This window comes from Streptomyces sp. NPDC102258, from assembly GCF_055584685.1.
Window position 1 is genome coordinate 27,553 of sequence record NZ_JBVJLO010000013.1, and the last position, 18,185, is coordinate 45,737.

Annotated in this window: 16 protein-coding genes; 10 read left to right on the forward strand and 6 right to left on the reverse strand. The window is 70.5% G+C overall.

The features are described 5' to 3' along the window. Positions 1–89 precede the first annotated feature (89 nt). Both ACZ6ZT_RS22205 and ACZ6ZT_RS22210 read left to right on the forward strand, forming a co-directional pair. A complete protein-coding gene (locus ACZ6ZT_RS22205; protein ID WP_469721462.1) occupies positions 90–1,196 on the forward strand; it encodes a winged helix DNA-binding domain-containing protein in 1,107 nt (368 codons plus the stop codon). Positions 1,197–1,241: 45 nt separating this feature from the next. Continuing rightward, positions 1,242–2,933: an AMP-binding protein gene (locus ACZ6ZT_RS22210; protein WP_469721464.1), complete on the forward strand. Its 1,692-nt coding sequence runs from the start codon at positions 1,242–1,244 to the stop codon at positions 2,931–2,933. A 52-nt stretch (positions 2,934–2,985) separates the two neighbouring features. On the opposite strand, the gene ACZ6ZT_RS22215 is transcribed toward ACZ6ZT_RS22210, so the two are convergent. Next, the gene (locus ACZ6ZT_RS22215; RefSeq protein ID WP_469721466.1) at positions 2,986–3,474 is read right to left on the reverse strand and encodes a glutathione peroxidase; all 489 of its coding nucleotides are present in this window, start codon (positions 3,472–3,474) and stop codon (positions 2,986–2,988) included. Between the two features lie 47 nt (positions 3,475–3,521). Next, positions 3,522–4,346, reverse strand: a complete 825-nt coding sequence (locus ACZ6ZT_RS22220) for a hypothetical protein (RefSeq protein WP_469721468.1) — start codon at positions 4,344–4,346, stop codon at positions 3,522–3,524. 248 nt (positions 4,347–4,594) lie between these two features. Between ACZ6ZT_RS22220 and gcl the strand changes: the two genes are divergently transcribed. Next, the gene (gene gcl, locus ACZ6ZT_RS22225; RefSeq protein WP_469721470.1) at positions 4,595–6,382 is read left to right on the forward strand and encodes a glyoxylate carboligase; all 1,788 of its coding nucleotides are present in this window, start codon (positions 4,595–4,597) and stop codon (positions 6,380–6,382) included. An 889-nt stretch (positions 6,383–7,271) separates the two neighbouring features. Here gcl and ACZ6ZT_RS22230 read toward each other — a convergent pair. From ACZ6ZT_RS22230 to ACZ6ZT_RS22240, 3 genes are all read right to left on the reverse strand, one after another. Further along, positions 7,272–8,729 carry a catalase gene (locus ACZ6ZT_RS22230; RefSeq protein WP_469721472.1) on the reverse strand — a complete coding sequence of 486 codons (1,458 nt, stop codon included), beginning with the start codon at positions 8,727–8,729 and terminating at the stop codon, positions 7,272–7,274. Between the two features lie 250 nt (positions 8,730–8,979). Continuing rightward, positions 8,980–9,870 (reverse strand): 2-hydroxy-3-oxopropionate reductase, encoded by an 891-nt coding sequence (locus ACZ6ZT_RS22235; protein ID WP_469721473.1) that lies wholly within the window; start codon positions 9,868–9,870, stop codon positions 8,980–8,982. 75 nt (positions 9,871–9,945) lie between these two features. After that, entirely contained in the window at positions 9,946–10,779 is an 834-nt protein-coding gene (locus ACZ6ZT_RS22240; protein ID WP_469721475.1) for a TIM barrel protein, read from the reverse strand. 126 nt (positions 10,780–10,905) lie between these two features. Between ACZ6ZT_RS22240 and ACZ6ZT_RS22245 the strand changes: the two genes are divergently transcribed. The 7 genes from ACZ6ZT_RS22245 (at position 10,906) to ACZ6ZT_RS22275 (ending at position 16,885) form a co-directional block, all read left to right on the forward strand. Then, positions 10,906–11,157 carry a thiamine-binding protein gene (locus tag ACZ6ZT_RS22245; RefSeq protein ID WP_469721477.1) on the forward strand — a complete coding sequence of 84 codons (252 nt, stop codon included), beginning with the start codon at positions 10,906–10,908 and terminating at the stop codon, positions 11,155–11,157. Further along, positions 11,154–11,543 carry a helix-turn-helix domain-containing protein gene (locus ACZ6ZT_RS22250; RefSeq protein ID WP_469721479.1) on the forward strand — a complete coding sequence of 130 codons (390 nt, stop codon included), beginning with the start codon at positions 11,154–11,156 and terminating at the stop codon, positions 11,541–11,543. Before ACZ6ZT_RS22245 ends, ACZ6ZT_RS22250 begins: the two co-directional genes overlap by 4 nt. A gap of 147 nt (positions 11,544–11,690) precedes the next feature. Then, positions 11,691–12,206 carry a 2-oxo-4-hydroxy-4-carboxy-5-ureidoimidazoline decarboxylase gene (gene uraD / locus ACZ6ZT_RS22255; protein ID WP_469721480.1) on the forward strand — a complete coding sequence of 172 codons (516 nt, stop codon included), beginning with the start codon at positions 11,691–11,693 and terminating at the stop codon, positions 12,204–12,206. A gap of 2 nt (positions 12,207–12,208) precedes the next feature. Then, the gene (gene uraH / locus ACZ6ZT_RS22260) at positions 12,209–12,598 is read left to right on the forward strand and encodes a hydroxyisourate hydrolase (RefSeq protein ID WP_469721482.1); all 390 of its coding nucleotides are present in this window, start codon (positions 12,209–12,211) and stop codon (positions 12,596–12,598) included. Positions 12,599–12,600: 2 nt separating this feature from the next. Further along, on the forward strand, positions 12,601–13,524 hold the full coding sequence (gene pucL / locus ACZ6ZT_RS22265; RefSeq protein ID WP_469721484.1) for a factor-independent urate hydroxylase: 924 nt from the start codon (positions 12,601–12,603) through the stop codon (positions 13,522–13,524). A 191-nt stretch (positions 13,525–13,715) separates the two neighbouring features. Next, positions 13,716–15,119 (forward strand): 8-oxoguanine deaminase, encoded by a 1,404-nt coding sequence (locus tag ACZ6ZT_RS22270; protein ID WP_469721485.1) that lies wholly within the window; start codon positions 13,716–13,718, stop codon positions 15,117–15,119. Between the two features lie 359 nt (positions 15,120–15,478). Continuing rightward, entirely contained in the window at positions 15,479–16,885 is a 1,407-nt protein-coding gene (locus tag ACZ6ZT_RS22275) for a nucleobase:cation symporter-2 family protein (protein WP_469721486.1), read from the forward strand. A 181-nt stretch (positions 16,886–17,066) separates the two neighbouring features. On the opposite strand, the gene ACZ6ZT_RS22280 is transcribed toward ACZ6ZT_RS22275, so the two are convergent. Then, the gene (locus ACZ6ZT_RS22280) at positions 17,067–18,122 is read right to left on the reverse strand and encodes an Lrp/AsnC family transcriptional regulator (RefSeq protein ID WP_469721487.1); all 1,056 of its coding nucleotides are present in this window, start codon (positions 18,120–18,122) and stop codon (positions 17,067–17,069) included. Between the last annotated feature and the right edge of the window lie 63 nt (positions 18,123–18,185).

Genomic DNA, 18,185 nt, shown 5'->3' on the forward strand with positions numbered 1-18,185 from the left:
GTGAAGAGCAGCATATAGGGAGAAAGGGGGAGGTTCCGGGTGGCGAGCCCGGAGTGGGGGAGGGGAGGGCGGGCGGTTAGCGTGCCCGTATGGCGTCCAGGAACGGCCCCGTCCTCGGCCCCCGCGCGCTGAACCGGGCCACGCTCGCCCGGCAGCTGCTGCTGAGCCGCGCCGAGATGTCCGCCGGGGACGCGGTCGGCCATCTGCTCGGGCTCCAGGCGCAGAACGTCAAGCCGCCCTACTTCCAGCTGCACGCCCGCCTCGCCGGGTTCCGCCCCGAGGAGCTCGCGCGGCTGATGGAGTCCCGGGAGGTGGTCCGCATGGTCACCCTGCGCTCCACCCTCCACACCCACACCGCCCAGGACGCCCTCACCCTCAGGCCCCTCGTCCAGCCCGCCCGCGACCGCGAGCTCGGCGCCTTCCGCACCGGCCTGACCGGCGTCGACCTGGACCGGCTGAAGGAGCGGGCCCGGGACTTCGTCGAGGCCGGGCCGCGCACCATGGGGGAGATCCGCGACGAGCTGCGGGGCGAGTGGCCCGCCGCCGACCCCCGGGCCCTGGCCGTCGCCGCGCGCTGCCTGCTCCCGCTCGTGCAGGTCACCCCCCGGGGCGTCTGGGGCCGCGGCGGCCAGGTGCGGCTCACCACCGTCGAGCGGTGGCTCGGAAAGTCCGCCGCGCCGGCCCCGCCCGTCGAGGAGGTGGTGCTGCGCTACCTCGGCGCCTTCGGACCCGCCTCCGTCAAGGACATGCAGACCTGGGCCGGGCTCACCCGGCTGCGCGCGGCCTTCGAACGGCTGCGTCCCCGCCTGCTGACCTTCCGTGACGAGAACGGCGTCGAGCTGTTCGACCTGCCCGACGCGCCCCGGCCCGCCCCCGACACGCCCGCACCGCCCCGCTTCCTCCCCGAGTTCGACAACCTGCTCCTCTCGCACGCCGACCGCTCCCGCGTCATCGCCCCCGAGCTCAAGGGCCGCGCCTGGACCGGCAACCAGGCCCACCGCACCCTCCTCGTCGACGGCTTCCTCGCCGGACTCTGGCGCATGGACGGGGAGGAGCAAGAGCCCCGCCTCACCGTCGAACTCTTCGGTACGCACACCCCCGGGCGCAGACGCGCGATCGAAGCCGAGGGCCACGAGCTGCTCTCCGGCCTGGCCGGCGGCACCGGCAGCGTCCGCTTCGGGTCAATCCACGGCTGACGCCGCCCTGGTGGAGCCCCCGTCCGGCGCGGCACGATGCCTGTCATGACCGAGAACAGCGCCACCGCCGACTCCTTCCTGGCCGCGCGGGACTTCCTGCTCGCCCACCGCGGCGACTACGAAGCCGCCTACGCCGGATTCACCTGGCCCCGCCCCGAGCGCTTCAACTGGGCCCTCGACTGGTTCGACCGCATCGCGGCCGAAAACGGAGCCGACGCCCTGCGCATCGTGGAGGAGGACGGCACCAGCCACGGGATCACCTTCGAGCAGCTGAGCGGAACCTCGGCCTGCGCCGCGAACTGGCTCCGGGCCCAGGGCGTCGCCGCCGGCGACCGGATCCTGGTCATGCTCGGCAACCAGCGCGAGCTGTGGGAGGTGATGCTCGGCGCGATGAAACTGCGCGCCGTCGTCATCCCGGCCACCCCGCTGCTCGGTCCGGCCGACCTGCGCGACCGCGTCGACCGTGGCGGCGTACGCCATGTGATCGCACGGGCCGAGGACACGGCCAAGTTCGACCAGGTCCCCGGCACCTACACCCGTATCGCCGCCGGCGCCGACATCCCCACCGGCTGGCGGCGCCTGGAGGACATGTACGGGGCCGGCCGGCACTTCGAGCGGGACGGGGAGACCCTCGCCACCGATCCGCTGATGCTGTACTTCACCTCGGGCACGACCGACCGCCCCAAGCTGGTCGAGCACACCCACGCCTCGTACCCGATCGGGCACCTGTCCACCATGTACTGGCTCGGCCTGCGCCCCGGCGACGTCCACCTCAACATCGCCTCGCCCGGCTGGGCCAAGCACGCCTGGTCCAACCTCTTCGCCCCCTGGAACGCGGGCGCGACCGTCTTCGTCCACAACTACACCCGCTTCGACGCCGAGCGGCTGATGGCGGAGATGGACCGCGGGGCGGTCACCACCTTCTGCGCACCGCCCACCGTCTGGCGGATGCTGATCCAGTCCGACCTCACGAAGCTCAAGAACCCGCCGCGTGAGGCCGTCGCCGCGGGCGAACCCCTGAACCCCGAGGTCATCGACAGGGTCCGGCAGGCCTGGGGGATCACCATCCGCGACGGCTTCGGCCAGACCGAGACCACCCTCCAGGTCGGCAACTTCCCCGGCGCCCCGGTCAAACCGGGCTCCATGGGCCGCCCCGCCCCCGGCTACCGCATCGTCCTGCTGGACGCCGTCACCGGCGAGGAGTCGCCGGACGAGGGCGAGGTCTGCGTGGACCTGCGCCCCGTCCCCGCCGGGTCGCCGGCCGGAGTGATGACCGGCTACCGCGACGACCCGGAACGCACCGCCGAGGCCATGGCGGGCGGGCTCTACCGCACCGGCGACATCGCCTCCCGCGACGCGGACGGCTACCTGACCTACGTCGGCCGCGCCGACGACGTCTTCAAGGCGTCCGACTACAAGATCAGCCCGTTCGAGCTGGAGAGCGCTCTGCTGGAGCACGAGGCCGTCGCCGAGGCAGCCGTCGTCCCGGCCCCCGACGCGCTGCGGCTCGCGGTGCCGAAGGCGTACGTCACCCTCGCCGCGGGCTGGGAGCCCGGCGAGGAGACCGCCCGGATGCTCTTCGCCCACTCCCGGGCGGTCCTCTCCCCGTACAAGCGGATCCGCCGCATCGAGTTCGCCGAACTTCCCAAGACGGTGTCCGGCAAGATCCGCCGGGTGGAGCTGCGGGAGCTCACCGCGTCCGGCTCGGCCGGGGAGTACGACGAAGCCGACTTCTAGGCAGGCCTCCGTACGCGTACATAGGCCTACATACGCGTACGTACGCGCCGCGCTACGCCGGCAGCTGCGCCTCGATCGCCGCGATGACCTCGGGGGCCTCGGGCTCGGTGCGCGGGCGGAAGCGCGCCACGACCTCGCCGGCGGGGGAGATCAGGAACTTCTCGAAGTTCCACTGGATGTCCCCCGCCTCGCCCTCGGCGTCCGCGGTCTTCACCAGCTCGCGGTGCAGGGGGTGCCGGTTCTCGCCGTTCACCTCGGTCTTCTCCAGCATCGGGAAGGTCACCCCGAAGCCCGCCGCGCAGAAGGTCTGGATGTCCTCGGCGCTGCCCGGCTCCTGGCCGCCGAACTGGTTGCAGGGCACGCCGATGACGGTGAAGCCCTTCTCCGCGTACGCGAACTGCAGCCGGGCCAGCCCCGAGTACTGGGGGGTGAGACCGCACTGCGAAGCGGTGTTCACCAGCAGGATCGCCTTGCCCTTGTGGGCCGCGAGGCTGGTGGGCTCGTCGTCCAGGGTGGTCAGCGGGATGTCGTACAGGCTCATCGGTCTCTCCTCGGCGGGCTGTCGAACAGGCGGGCAGGCCTCCGAGCCTAGGCCCCCTTCGCCACCAGCTCGTCCGCCGGGTCGTTGACCGGCTGCGGGACCCCCGTGAGGTCCATGACGAACAGCGGCACGGCCAGCTCGTCCGCCCGCTCCCGGGCCTCCCGGGTATAGCCGGCGAGGGAGAAGCAGACGCCGGCCGCCGCGGCCGTCAGGGCGTTCAGCCAGACGCACTCCACCGCCCGCAGCCCGGTCGGGGCCGTCGTCGGGTCCACCTGCGCCACCACCCCCGGGGCCCGCAGGTCCACCGCCGCCGACGGCAGCGGCGGCCCGGCGGGCTGCCGGACGTCCCGGAAGCCGAGCCAGCGCAGGTACAGCGCGGCCGTCGCGACCGCGTCCCGTCCCGTACGGATGGTCACCGGCCGGAACGGCGTCCGTGCCCCCGGCGGCACCCCCTCCGTGTCCGATGCGGGCTCCCGGGCGCCCCGCGCGCCGGAGCCGGAGCCGGAACCGGAGCCGGAGCCGGAATCGGAGCCGGAGCCGTAACCCGAACCGGAACCGGCCGCGCGGCCCGCGGGCGCCACCGGTGCGGCGCCCCCGCCCGGCCCGTCCGCCGTCAGCACCGCCGGCCGGGCCACCGTCCCGCACGACGCGCACCCCACCTCCGGGTGCGGCCACTCGCTCTCCCGCCCACAGGCCCCGCACCGTACGGTCACCCAGCTCTCGGCCCAGGTCCGGTGCGCCAGCCTGCGCGCCGGCGCCGACGGGTCCAGCACCGGCGCGACCGGGCTCCCGCAGGCGCAGGGGAAGACCGGGACCGCGTACGCGTTCTCGCGCCGGCACTCCGGGCAGCGCACCGGTACCGCTTCCGCCATGAGATCCGGACCCCCTCGATCGCCGTTCGCGTCCCGCGTGGACCCATGCTCCCCCACCGGCCGCCGCCGAATCGGGCGGATGGACCGGCCTTTTGTGCAACTCACCGAACGAGATGCGCCTTTTGGTGGGTTCCGGGGTCCCGAAGCGCCTTGACGTGCGTCAGGTGGCCGCTTAGCTTGTTCCGTATAGCAGAACAATACTTCCGGATTACGGAAAAGTCTGACCGTCGGACCCGCAGGAGAACTCGATGCCTCGTATGACAGCCGCCGCCGCTGCAGTGGAGATCCTCAAGCTCGAAGGTGTCGAACAAGCGTTCGGCGTCCCCGGTGCCGCGATCAACCCGTTCTACCGCGAGCTCAAGAACGTGGGCGGAATCAGCCACACGCTGGCCCGCCACGTCGAAGGCGCTTCGCACATGGCGGAGGGCTACACCCGCGCCAAGGCGGGCAACATCGGCGTCTGCATCGGTACGTCGGGTCCGGCCGGCACCGACATGATCACCGGCCTGTACTCGGCCATCGCGGACTCGATCCCGATCCTGTGCATCACCGGTCAGGCTCCGGTCTCGAAGCTCCACAAGGAGGACTTCCAGGCCGTCGACATCGCCTCGATCGCCAAGCCCGTCACCAAGAAGGCCACGACCGTCCTGGAGGCCGCGCAGGTCCCGGGCGTGTTCCAGGAGGCCTTCCACCTGATGCGCTCCGGCCGTCCGGGCCCGGTCCTGATCGACCTGCCCATCGACGTCCAGCTCACCGAGATCGAGTTCGACCCCGAGACCTACCAGCCGCTGCCGGTCTACAAGCCGCAGGCGTCCCGCGCCCAGGCCGTCAAGGCCCTCCAGTTCCTGCTGGAGTCCGAGCGTCCGCTGATCGTCGCCGGCGGCGGCATCATCAACGCCGACGCCACCGACCTGCTGGTCGAGTTCGCCGAGCTGGTGGGCGTCCCCGTCATCTCCACCCTGATGGGCTGGGGCACCATCCCGGACGACCACGAGCTGGCGGCCGGCATGGTCGGCGTCCAGACCGCGCACCGCTACGGCAACGCGACCTTCCTGGAGTCGGACTTCGTCTTCGGCATCGGCAACCGCTGGGCCAACCGTCACACCGGCTACAACATGGACGCGTACACCAAGGGCCGCAAGTTCGTCCACGTCGACATCGAGCCCACCCAGCTCGGCAAGATCTTCGCCCCGGACTTCGGCATCGCCTCCGACGCCAAGGCCGCGCTGGAGCTCTTCATCGAGGTCGCCAAGGAGCTCAAGGCCGAGGGCAAGCTGCCGGACTTCTCCGCCTGGGCCGCCTCCGCGCAGGAGCGCAAGGCCACCCTGCAGCGCCGGACGCACTTCGACAACATCCCCCTGAAGCCGCAGCGCGTCTACGAGGAGATGAACCGGGCCTTCGGCCCCGAGACCCGCTACGTCACCACCATCGGCCTCTCCCAGATCGCCGCGGCGCAGTTCCTGCACGTCTACCGCCCGCGCCACTGGATCAACTGTGGCCAGGCCGGCCCGCTCGGCTGGACCATCCCGGCCGCGATCGGCGCCGCCACCGCGGACCCGGAGACCCCGATCGTCGCGCTCTCGGGCGACTACGACTTCCAGTTCATGATCGAGGAGCTGGCGGTCGCCGCCCAGCACAAGGTCCCGTACGTCCACGTCCTGGTGAACAACGCCTACCTGGGCCTGATCCGTCAGGCGCAGGGCGGCCTGGGCATCAACTTCGAGGTCAACCTCGAATTCGAGAACATCAACACCCCGGAGCTCGGCGTCTACGGCGTCGACCACGTCAAGGTCGCCGAGGGCCTGGGCGTCAAGGCCATCCGCGTCACCGACCCGGACAAGCTGGGCGAGGCCTTCGAGGAGGCCAAGAAGCTCGCCCAGGAGTTCCAGGTCCCGGTCGTCGTCGAGGCCATCCTGGAGCGCGTCACCAACATCGCGATGAGCAAGACGGTCGACATGAGCGACGTCACGGAGTTCGAGGAGCTGGCCACCGAGCCGGGTCACGCCCCGACCGCGATCCGCCCGCTGTCCGTCTGACGGACACCACGGCGGCCGACGGCCCCCGTTCCTCCCGCCCAGGGAGGAACGGGGGCCGTTCCGCGTCGTGCCCCTTGGCGTCGGTCCTGGCGTCGTCTTGTACGTGGCCCGGTCCCGGAGCCGCCGCCGTCAGCCGGAGTGCGGCCCCGGCTCCGCGTCCACGGCGCCCTCCAGCAGGGCGCGGGCCCGCTCCAGCTCCAGCGAGCCGCTCAGCCGGCGCCCGCTCAGCCCCTTCACCAGGGCGCGGTCAGCCGTTCCGCCCCGTCCATCGGGACCACCGAGAGACCGGCGAGGCCGCTGACCCTGACGCCCTTGCGCGGACGCGTACAGCTGCCTCGCAGATCAACCCATGACGCCGCCCCCGGCCGCGCCGTGGGCGGCATCCACCGCATCACCCCGGCCCCCGAAGGAGGCCCGCGCGCGGCCGGCCCCGCGCGCGGCCGGCCCCGCGCGCGGCCGGCCCCGCGCCGCCCGCCCCCCCGCCCCACCGCCCCCCGGGGAACGGCAAAGCGCCGAGTCACGGGACCGTCCGTGACTCGGCGCTCTGGCTGGTTACCGCCCGACGGGGCGAGGCTGGCGCGACAGGACGTTCGCGCCGCCGGGCGGAGTGGAAGGGCTCCTCCAACGGGTGCCGGGGGCTCTGTGCGCAGCCCCCGCGCACCGGTCGGGAGAAGGTGGCTGGGACCGCGACGGGCGGTGACGAGAACTCCGGCGCCGTCTCCCTCAGGTCAAGAGACGGGCCTCGGAACCCATTACCACCGCACTGGCTCACTCGCCCGTCGCGGTCCTCGTCCTGCCCCCACCGCGTACCACCCCTCATCCGGGTCCGCGGTGCGGGCTCAGCACCAGGGGCTTGACCTCCCGTCAGGCCCCCGGTACAGCGTGCGGCTCAGGCGTCGCGCAGGGCGCGGACGGCCTCCTCGACGCGCTTGCCGTAGTCGGCGTCGGCGGCGTGGAAGTGAGCCAGGTTCTTTTCGATGACGTCTTCCAGGGTGACCTGGGAGAGACCGCCGGCGATGTTCGCCACCAGACGCTCCTTCTCGGCCTCCGACATCAGCCGGTAGAGCTCACCGGCCTGGAAGAAGTGGTCGTCCTTGGTGTGGGCCGGGGCCTCGTGGGTGCCCGTGTAGCCGGAGACGGCCTTCGGGGCGCCGAGCGCGAGACCGGTCTCGACCGGACCCTGGTACGAGTTGGGCTCGTAGTTCTTGTCGTGGCGCGAGCCGTTGCGCAGCGCCATGACGCCGTCGCGGCCGTAGTTGTCGGCCTTCGTCGCCTTCGGGGCGTTGACCGGCAGCAGGGTGTGGTTCACACCGAGGCGGTAGCGCTGGGCGTCGGCGTACGCGAACAGGCGGCCCTGGAGCATCTTGTCCGGCGAGGCGGTGATGCCCGGGACGAAGTTGTTCGGGGAGAAGGCGGCCTGCTCGACCTCGGCGAAGACGTTGTCCGGGTTGCGGTCGAGCACCAGGCGGCCCACGCGCTGCAGCGGGTAGTCGGCGTGCGGCCACACCTTGGTGAGGTCGAACGGGTTGAAGCGGTAGTCCACGGCCTCGGCGGCGGGCATGATCTGGACGTAGAGGGTCCAGCTCGGGTTCACACCTCGCTCGATCGCCTGGAGCAGGTCGGTCTGGTGCGAGTTGGCGTCCTGGCCGACGAGCTCGGCGGCCTGCTCGGCCGACAGGCAGCGGATGCCCTGGTTCGTCTTGAAGTGGTACTTGACGAAGAAGGCCTCGCCGCGGGCGTTGGTCCACTGGTAGGTGTGGGAGCCGTAGCCGTTCATGTGGCGGTAGGACGCCGGTATGCCGCGGTCACCCATCAGCCAGGTGATCTGGTGCGTCGCCTCGGGGGCGTGCGCCCAGAAGTCCCAGACGTTGTCCGGCTCCTGCTTGCCCGTGAAGGGGTCGCGCTTCTGGGAGTGGATGAAGTCGGGGAACTTGATGGGGTCCTTGATGAAGAACACCGGGGTGTTGTTGCCGACGAGGTCGTAGTTGCCCTCTTCGGTGTAGAACTTCAGGGCGAAGCCGCGCGGGTCGCGGACCGCGTCCGCGCCGCCGAGCGAGTCGGCGACGGTGGAGAACCGCAGGAAGGTCTCGGTCTTCTTGCCGACCGTGTTGAGGAACGCCGCGCTGGTGAACGCGGTGACGTCGTCGGTCACCTCGAAGTAGCCGTACGCCGCCGAACCGCGGGCGTGGACCACGCGCTCCGGGATGCGCTCGCGGTTGAATCGGGCGAGCTTCTCAAGGAGCTGCTGGTCCTGGACCAGGAGCGGGCCACCGACGCCGGCGGTGGCGGAGTTCTGGTTGTCGGCGACCGGGGCGCCGGACTCGGTCGTCAGCGTGCGCTTCGACATGGTGACCTTCCGTACGGGAAAACTGCTGGACGGAAAGCGTCTTCCGTCATGCGGAACAGCCTAATTTCGGCGTGAACTCGACGTCAACAGTTTGTTGAAAAGAAGCAAGAAGAAGAGGAGAGGTGAATCCGGACGGTGCCGGCGCTTGGGCGCGACAGGACAGGTGTCAGCACCGGCACCATCCGGAAACTCAGGGCCCCCGTCAGGGGGGAGGGGCGGCCGGGGACGACGGGCCGCCGGTGAGGGTGGGTCAGATCTGGGCGCCGGAGAGGCGCTCGACCGCGCGCAGCAGCGCGGAGTGGTCCAGGCCGCCGTCACCCTGGGCGCGCAGCGAGGCGACCAGCTGGGCGACGACCGCGCCGACCGGGAGGGCCGCGCCGACGTTGCGGGCGGCGTCGGTGACGATGCCCATGTCCTTGTGGTGCAGGTCGATCCGGAAGCCGGGCTTGAAGTCGCGGTTCAGGAAGTTGTCCTTCTTGCGGGTCAGCACCGTGGAGCCGGCCAGACCGCCATTGAGGACGTCCAGGGCGGCGTTCAGGTCCACGCCGGACTTCTCCAGGAAGACCACGGCCTCGGCGCACGCCTGGATGTTCACCGCGACGATGAGCTGGTTGGCGGCCTTCACCGTCTGGCCCGAGCCGTGCGGACCGCACAGGACGATGACCTTGCCGAGCGCCTCCAGGATGGGGAGGGCCTCGTCGAAGTCGGCCTGCTCGCCACCCACCATGATCGACAGGACGGCCTCGATGGCGCCGGCCTCGCCGCCGGACACCGGGGCGTCGATGACGCGGATGCCCTTCGCGGCGGCGTTCTTCGCGAGGTCGACCGAGGTCTGGGGGGTGATCGACGACATGTCGATGATCAGCGCGCCGGACTTCGCGTTCTCCAGGATGCCGTTCTCGCCGTAGGCGATGGCCTCGACCTGCGGGGAGGCGGGCACCATCGTGATGACGACGTCGGCGTCCTTGACGGCCTCGGCGATCGAGCCGGCCGCGGTGCCGCCGGCGCCGGCCAGGCGGTCCAGCTTGTCCTGCTCCAGCGTGAAGCCGGTGACCGGGTAGCCGGCCTTCAGGAGGTTCTCGGCCATGGGGGAGCCCATGATTCCGAGACCGATCCAGGCAATCTTGGGGAGGGTGCTCATGATGAGGGTCCTTCTCTTAATGCTTCGTACGAAAAGTGCGGGGGTTGCCTGGCTGATCGCCCGGACTTCGTCCGCCTAGCGGACGGCGCGGGCCTCGGCGGGGAGCCACGCGAAGGACGCGGCGGCGTCGTCGGCCTTGTACTCCAGGCCTACGTAGCCCTCGTATCCGGCCTTCTTCAGCTGGTCCAGGAGCTCTTCGAGGGGGAGCTCGCCGGTGCCGGGGGCACCGCGTCCGGGCTTGTCCGCGATCTGGACGTGCCCGGTCTTGGCGGCGTACTTTTCGATGACCTCGCAGAGGTCCTCATCGTTCATCGCCAGGTGGTACAGGTCGAGCAGGAACTTGGCGTTCCCGAGGCCGGTGGCCTCGTTGACCTTGTCCACGATCTCGATGCCGGCCGGGGCGCTCACCAGCGGGTAGAGCGGCGACTCGGGCTTGTTGAGGGTCTCGATCAGGAGGATCGCCCCCACCCGGTCCGCGGCCCGGGCCGCGACGGCCAGGTTCTCCAGGGCCAGCTCGTCCTGCACGGCCGGGTCGACGCCGTCGACGCGGTTGCCGTACAGGGCGTTGAGGGCCTTGCAGCCGACCGAGGCGGCGAAGTCGGCCGCCACGTCGATGTTGGCCTGGAAGCGGTCCGACTCCTCGCCGGGTACCGATACCGCGCCGCGGTCCGGGCCCGGCAGCCGGCCGGCGTAGAAGTTCAGGCCCACCAGCTGGGTGCCGGCGTCCTCAAGAGCCTTCTTGAGGGCGTCGAGCTCCGCCTGGGCGGGAGTGGGGGAGTCGATCCAGGGCCACCACAGCTCGACCGCTGTGAAGCCCGCCGCGGCGGCGGCCGCGGGACGCTCCAGGAGCGGGAGTTCCGTGAAGAGGATCGAAAGGTTCACATCGAAGCGCTGGTCCGTGTATCCCATGAGGGGTGTGCGCTCCTTCCGTATTGCGGAAGTTAGTTTCTGCTTGATGGAAGACTGCATCGGCCTCGTCGCGGATGTCAAGTGCGGACTGCCGAAAAAAGCTGACCGGGAGGTAGCTTGACCAGCGTGCGATTGAGAGTGGAGTTCACGACCGAGCCCTTCGATCTCGAAGAGGCCCCCGCCCATGCCGTGGCCGCGCGCGAGGTCATCCAGGAGGCGCGGCTGGACGCGGTGGACGTCGGCCCGTTCGGCAACACCGCCGAGGGCGAGTCCGACCGGGTGCTGGGCGCGGTGGCCGCGCTGCTGCGCGACGCCCTGGAGGCCGGGGCGACCCGCGTCTCGCTCCAGGTCAACGTGATCGGGGAGGACACCCCATGACCGAGCCCCGCGACCACCCGTTCGTCGCCGCGGTCAAGCCGCTGGTGGACGCCATGGGCGGCGAGCTGATGGATCCGGCCCTGGCGGAGCCCGACGACGTCGTGCTCACCTGGGAGGGGCGGGAACTGCTCGCGGTGCGCCTGCCCCAGCTCTCCGACTCGCTGGACCACATCCTGGCCGCCCTGGAACGTCGGCACGGCATGCCGCTGGCGGAGCTGGACCGCAAGTCCAAGCAGGACGTCGTGCGGATACTGGAGGCGCGCGGTGCCTTTTCCGTACGCCATGGCGTGGAAACGGTCGCGGGAGCGCTCGGCGTAAGCCGCTTCACCGTCTACAACTACCTGAACAGGGAAAACGCGAACAAGACAGCCAAGAGTGAAGGCTGATTGACTTAAGGTGACGAGCCGCCGCCCCATTCATCCGGGCGGCGGCTTTTGTGTACGGGAAGTTTCAACAAAGTGTTGACGCCGTGTTGTCGAGGGCGTTAGCTATGCGCAGCCCGTCAAAGCAACAACAGGCCACGGAGGCCTACCGTGACTTCGAGTCCGACCCCGGGTCTCACCCGGTTCAACGCCTTGGACGACAGCGAGGCCACGGCCGAGCTGCACGAGGTCTGCGCCAGTTCGGCATGGGGCCGCAAGCTGCTCGCGCAGCGCCCCTTCGCCGACGCCGAAGCCCTGTTTTCGGCCAACGAGGCCGCCATGGCGGAGCTCACCGCCGAGGACCTGGCCGAGGCGATGGGAGGCCACGCGCCGATCGGCCGGCCGAAGCCCGGAGACCCGACCTCCGCCCGCGAGCAGCGCGGTATGGCCGGAGCCTCGGAGGAGCTGAAGAACGAGCTCCTCGAACTGAACCTGGCGTACCAGGAGAAGTTCGGCCATGTCTTCCTCATCTGTGCCACCGGTGCGACCGGTGAGTTCATGCGGGACGCGGTCAAGGTCCGGATCGACAACTCGCCGGAGCGGGAGCGGGAGATCGCCCGCGGCGAGCTCGTCAAGATCAACAAGATCCGTCTGACCCGCCTCGTCGGACTCGCAGAAGGAGCGTGAGCATGAGCACCGAGACCACCGCGTCGGTGTCCACACACATTCTGGACACCAGCATCGGCAAGCCCGCCGGAGGCGTCGCCATCTCCCTTTCGGCCCGTACGGGCCTGGACGGCGAGTGGGCGGCCCTGGGCGGCAGCGCCACCGATGCCGACGGGCGCTGCAAGGACCTGCCGGCGCTGCCGGAGGGCACCACCCACGTACGTCTCGACTTCGAGACCGGGACGTACTTCGACAAGAAGCAAGCCGAGGCGCAGCAGGACGCCCCCCGCGTAAGGGACAGCGGTGCGTTCTTCCCCGAGGTAACGATCACCTTCGCGGTGAACCCGGGCGAGCACTACCACGTACCGCTGCTGCTCAACCCGTTCGGCTACTCCGTTTACCGAGGGAGCTAGTCATGGCCACGATTCTGGGCCAGAACCAGTACGGCAAAGCAGAGAACCGCGTCGTCAAGATCACGCGGGACGGCGACACCCACCACATCAAGGACCTGAACGTCTCCGTCGCCCTCTCCGGCGACATGGACGACGTCCACTACTCCGGCTCGAACGCCAACTGCCTGCCGACCGACACCACCAAGAACACGGTGTACGCGTTCGCCAAGGAGTACGGCATCGAGTCCGCCGAGCAGTTCGGCATCCACCTGGCGCGCTGGTTCGTGGGCAGCCAGGAGCCGATCCACCGCGCGCGCATCCGGATCGAGGAGTACTCCTGGGACCGGATCGCCACCTCGGACGCCAACTCCAAGTTCATCGGCTCCGACGAGGTCAACCACTCCTTCGTCCGCCAGGGCATGGAGACCCGCGTCACCCAGATCACGTACGACGGTACGAACTGGGAGGTCATCTCCGGCCTCAAGGACCTCGTCGTCATGAACTCCACGAACTCCGAGTTCTGGGGTTACGTGAAGGACCAGTACACGACGCTGAAGGAGGCCTACGACCGCATCCTGGCCACCCAGGTGTCCGCTCGCTGGCGCTTCAACTGGTCGGACGACGAGCAGCGGATGCCCAACTGGGACAAGTCCTACGCCGAGACCAAGAAGCACATGCTCCAGGCCTTCGCGGAGACCTACTCCCTCTCGCTCCAGCAGACCCTGTACCAGATGGGTTCGCGCATCATCAACCACCGTTCGGAGATCGACGAGGTCCGCTTCTCGCTCCCGAACAAGCACCACTTCCTCGTCGACCTGGAGCCCTTCGGCCTCAAGAACGACAACGAGGTGTACTTCGCCGCCGACCGTCCCTACGGTCTGATCGAGGCGACGGTCCTGCGTGACGGCGTCGACGCCCGGATCCCCGTGGACATGACCAACCTCTGAGCATGCCGCGCGCCCGTCCCGGAGCTCCGCAGTGGCCCCGGGACGGGTGACACCCCCTCACTTCCCACATCGGCACCCGGACGCAACACATGGGGCGGCAGTACTGTCAGCTGCCAAGGCCCCCGGCTCCGGCACTCAAATCCCCTGGGTTTTGCCGTGCCCGTACCGCCACTGAAAGCACGAGGAAGTCCATGGCAGCATCGGCAGCCCCTCGCAGCGCCGTCGAGCGCGTCGTCATCGAGAACTGTGCGATCGCGACCGTCGATGCGAACGACACCGAGTACGCCTCGGGACACGTCGTCATCGCCGGCAACCGGATCGAGTCCCTCGGCGCGGGCAAGGCCCCCGAGAACCTCGACGGCGTCGTCCGCCGCATCGACGGCACGGGACACCTCGTGACTCCCGGTCTGGTCAACACGCACCACCACTTCTACCAGTGGATCACGCGTGGCATGGCCACCGACCACAACCTCTTCGACTGGCTCGTCGCGCTCTACCCGACCTGGGCGCACATCGACGAGCGGATGACGTACACGGCCGCGCAGGGCTCCCTCGCCGCGATGGCCAGGGGTGGCGTCACCACCGCGATGGACCACCACTACGTCTTCCCCAAGGGCTCCGGCGACCTCTCCGGCTCGATCATCCGCGCCGCCTCCGAGATGGGCGTACGGTTCACCCTCGCCCGCGGCTCGATGGACCGCAGCGTCAAGGACGGCGGCCTGCCGCCGGACCACGCCGTCGAGACCCTGGAAGGCGCCCTCGCCGACACCGAGGCGACCGTGAGGAAGTACCACGACGCCTCCTTCGACGCGATGACCCAGGTCGCCGTCGCCCCCTGCTCCCCCTTCTCGGTCTCCACCGAACTACTCACGCAGGGCGCCGAGCTGGCCCGCCGCCTCGGCGTTCGCCTGCACACCCACGGCTCGGAGACCGTCGAGGAGGAGCGGTTCTGCCGGGAACTGTTCGGCATGGGCCCGACCGACTACTTCGAATCGACCGGCTGGCTCGGCGAAGACGTGTGGATGGCGCACAGCGTCCACATGAACGACTCCGACATCGCCGCGTTCGCCCGGACCAGGACCGGTGTCGCGCACTGCCCGTCCTCCAACGCCCGGCTGGCCGCGGGCATCGCCCGCGTCCCGGACATGCTGGCCGCCGGGGTGCCGGTCGGCCTCGGCGTGGACGGCACCGCCTCCAACGAGTCCGGCGAACTCCACACCGAGCTGCGCAACGCGCTCCTCATCAACCGGCTCAGCCCCGTCCACCGCGAGCGCGCCCTCACCGCGCGCCAGGCCCTGCGCCTGGGTACGTACGGGGGCGCGCAGGTCCTCGGCCGCGCCGACGCCATCGGCTCGCTGGAGGCCGGCAAGCTCGCCGACCTGGTCCTGTGGAACATGAGCACCTTCCTGCACTCCTCCATCGCCGACCCCGTCGCCGCCCTGGTCTTCGGCGCGGCCGCCCCGGTGACGGCCTCGTTCGTCAACGGCCGGCAGATCGTCGAGGACAACCGACTCCTCTTCGCCGACGAGGACGCCATCGCCGTGTCCACGCGGGAAGAGGCCCAGCGCCTGGCGCGGATCTCCGCCCAGGCCTGATCCCACGGAGTCCGGTCGGGGGGGACGGCCCCCGCCCGGCGGCGGCGGACCCGAGCGGGGTCCGCGGCAGCCGTTCCCGGGAAGCGCCCGAGGAGAGATCCGACGGCGCCCCCGGGGGCGGTGATTCACGAGCACCACCGCACCGCACCGCGCGACGCGGCCCGTCCCGCGCCGCCGCTACGGCACCTCCAGCTCGAACACGCAGGGAACCGGTTTGGGCGAATCGTTTCCGCCACCGCTCCTTGGGACACGTCGTCGCAAGGTCCCACAACTTCACACAGGTTCCACCAGCAACGCCTTCGCACCACCTCCAAGACACACATGTCCCTGCCGACATGTTCAACTGACCGGAGGAAGCCGTGGCCGAAACGCCCAGGTTTCGCAAAGACGCAGTCGCAGTCGCAGTACCGGGGGAGAAGCACCCGGTCGACGAGACCCTGCCGCCGCTGAAGATGTTCACCAGCGGCCTCCAGCACGTGGCCGCCATGTACGCCGGTGTCGTGGCCCCGCCCATGATCGTCGGCCCCGCCGTCGGGCTCTCCGCCACGGAGACCGCCTTCCTGATGGGCGCCTCCCTCTTCACCGCGGGCCTCGCGACCCTCCTCCAGACCCTCGGGTTCTGGAAGATCGGCGCCAAACTCCCCTTCGTCAACGGCGTTTCCTTCGCCGGCGTGACTCCGATGATCGCCATCGGCAAGGACCAGGGCGCCGACGCCATCCCCGTGATCTTCGGCGCGATCATCGTCGCCGGGGTGATCGGCTTCATCGCCGCCCCCTACTTCGGCAAGCTGGTCCGCTTCTTCCCGCCCGTCGTCACCGGCACGGTCATCACGCTGATCGGCGTGTCCCTGCTCCCGGTGGCCTTCAACTGGTCGCAGGGCGGCAACAGCCACGCCACCGACTACGGTTCGATGAAGAACATAGGGATGGCCGCCCTCACCCTGGTGATCGTCCTGGTGATGCGGAAGTTCCTGCGCGGATTCCTCCAGCAGATCTCCATCCTGCTCGGCCTGGTCGTGGGCACGCTCATCGCGATACCCCTCGGCATGGCCAGCTTCGACGCCGTCAAGAACGCGGACGTCATCGGCTTCCCCACCCCGTTCCACTTCGGCGCCCCGCAGTTCCACGTCGCCGCGATCATCTCCATGTGCATCGTCATGCTGGTCTGCATGACGGAGTCCACCGCCGACATCCTCGCCCTCGGCCGGATCGTGGGCCGGCCGGCGGACGCGAAGACCATCGAGGGCGGCCTGCGCGCCGACACCCTCGGCAGCGCGCTCAGCCCGCTGTTCAACGGCTTCATGTGCAGCGCCTTCGCCCAGAACATCGGGCTCGTCGCGATGACCAAGGTGCGCAGCCGGTTCGTGGTCGCCGCGGGTGGCGGCATCCTGATCCTGCTGGGCCTGTGTCCGATGGCCGCCTCCGTCATCGGGGTCGTCCCGCTGCCGGTCCTCGGCGGCGCCGGCATCGTCCTGTTCGGCTCGGTAGCGGCCAGCGGCATCCAGACCCTGGCCAGTGCGGCCATGGAGAAGGGTGAGAACGCGCTGATCGTCGCCGCCTCGGTGGGCATCGGCCTGATCCCGATCGCCGCCCCCGGCTTCTACCACGCCTTCCCCAAGGACCTCCTCGTCGTCCTCGACTCCGGCATCAGCACCGGCTGCGTCACGGCGATCGTCCTCAACCTGGCCTTCAACCACCTCGGAGTCAGGAAGGACGCCGAGGCGGAAGCGGAGGCGGCCGCGGCCGAACCGGCCTTCGTGCACTGACCCTTCGTGCCCGAAGGCGCGCCCGGCGGCGCGTACGCCACCCACTGCGGGTGTGGCGTACGCGCCGCCGGGCGTGTGTCGTCCGGGCGGGCGGCCGCCCCGGCCGGTCAGGCGTCCGGCGCCGGGGCTCGCGTCACCGTCGCCGCCCCGGCCGCGTCCGGGCGGGCGGCCACCCGCCCGGTCAGGCGTCCGGCGCCGGGTCCCGCCAGATGTCCGGCCGTACGGTCCGCAGCCGCCGGCCCAGCCGGTCCAGTTCCTGCGCCTCCGACTTGCGTACGTGCAGCGCCACCGCCGTGTCGGTGATGCGCAGCCCCGGCAGCCGTCGGCACAGGTCTGCGGTGTAGCGCGACAGTTCCTCGATGGAGCGCAGCCGGGCGTTGATCATGAAGTTCCACGGCCCGCTGACGGACATGCAGGTCCGCGTCTCGCGCAGCCCCGAGGCGACCGCCGCGCAGCCGGCGACCTCGTACTCCGGCACCTCCGCCCACAGCGTCGCCGACACCGGCCAGCCGGACAGCCCCGAGGCCATCGCGCAGCCGAAGCGCAGGCTCTGCCCCGCCTCCAGCCGCGCCAGCCGGCGCCGTACGGTCGACTCGCTCATCCCCGACTCCCGGGCCAGGGAGGCCACCGAGCGGCGCGCGTCGGCGGCCAGCGCCAGCACCAGGGGCCGGTCCTCCGGCGGCATCGCCGCCACCACCCCGGCCGCCGGGACGACGGGGCCCGCCGCCCGCCGGGTGCGCCCGGACAGCAGGGCGGTCTGCGCCGGGGTCAGCTGGTCCAGGCGCCAGCGGTCGGGGGAGGTGTGCACCGCCGTCACCATGGAGGAGCGGGTTCCCGTCACGCCGGGGATCCGCTGCACCCGGAAGTACAGGTAGCGGTACAGCGTGTGCAGGTCCGGCACCGCGACGAAGACCAGCAGCTCCCGGCCCCCGGTGGTGTGCTCCAGTCCCATGGTGTGCGCGTCCTCGACCAGGGCGGTGCCGACCGCGGGGGAGGCGCCCGGCTCGCACATCACCTCCACCCACGCCATGCACGGCGCACGCGTTCCGGTCCGCAGGCCCAGGCCCGAGATCCAGGCCTCCCCGGCCGAGGTCATCCGCTCCCAGCGCCGCGCGAGGGTGTCCGGCCGGGTGCCGAGCACCGGTGCCAGCCGCTCCCAGCTGGCCCTGGGCGCGAGCTGCAGTGCGTGGACCAGCGCCCGGTCGGTGTCGTCGATGGCGGAAATGGCCGAGTTCATACCCTCCCCTGGCGGTTCTCCCGGCGGCTGTCCGGGCAACCGCGCTTTTGACTGATCATCTCT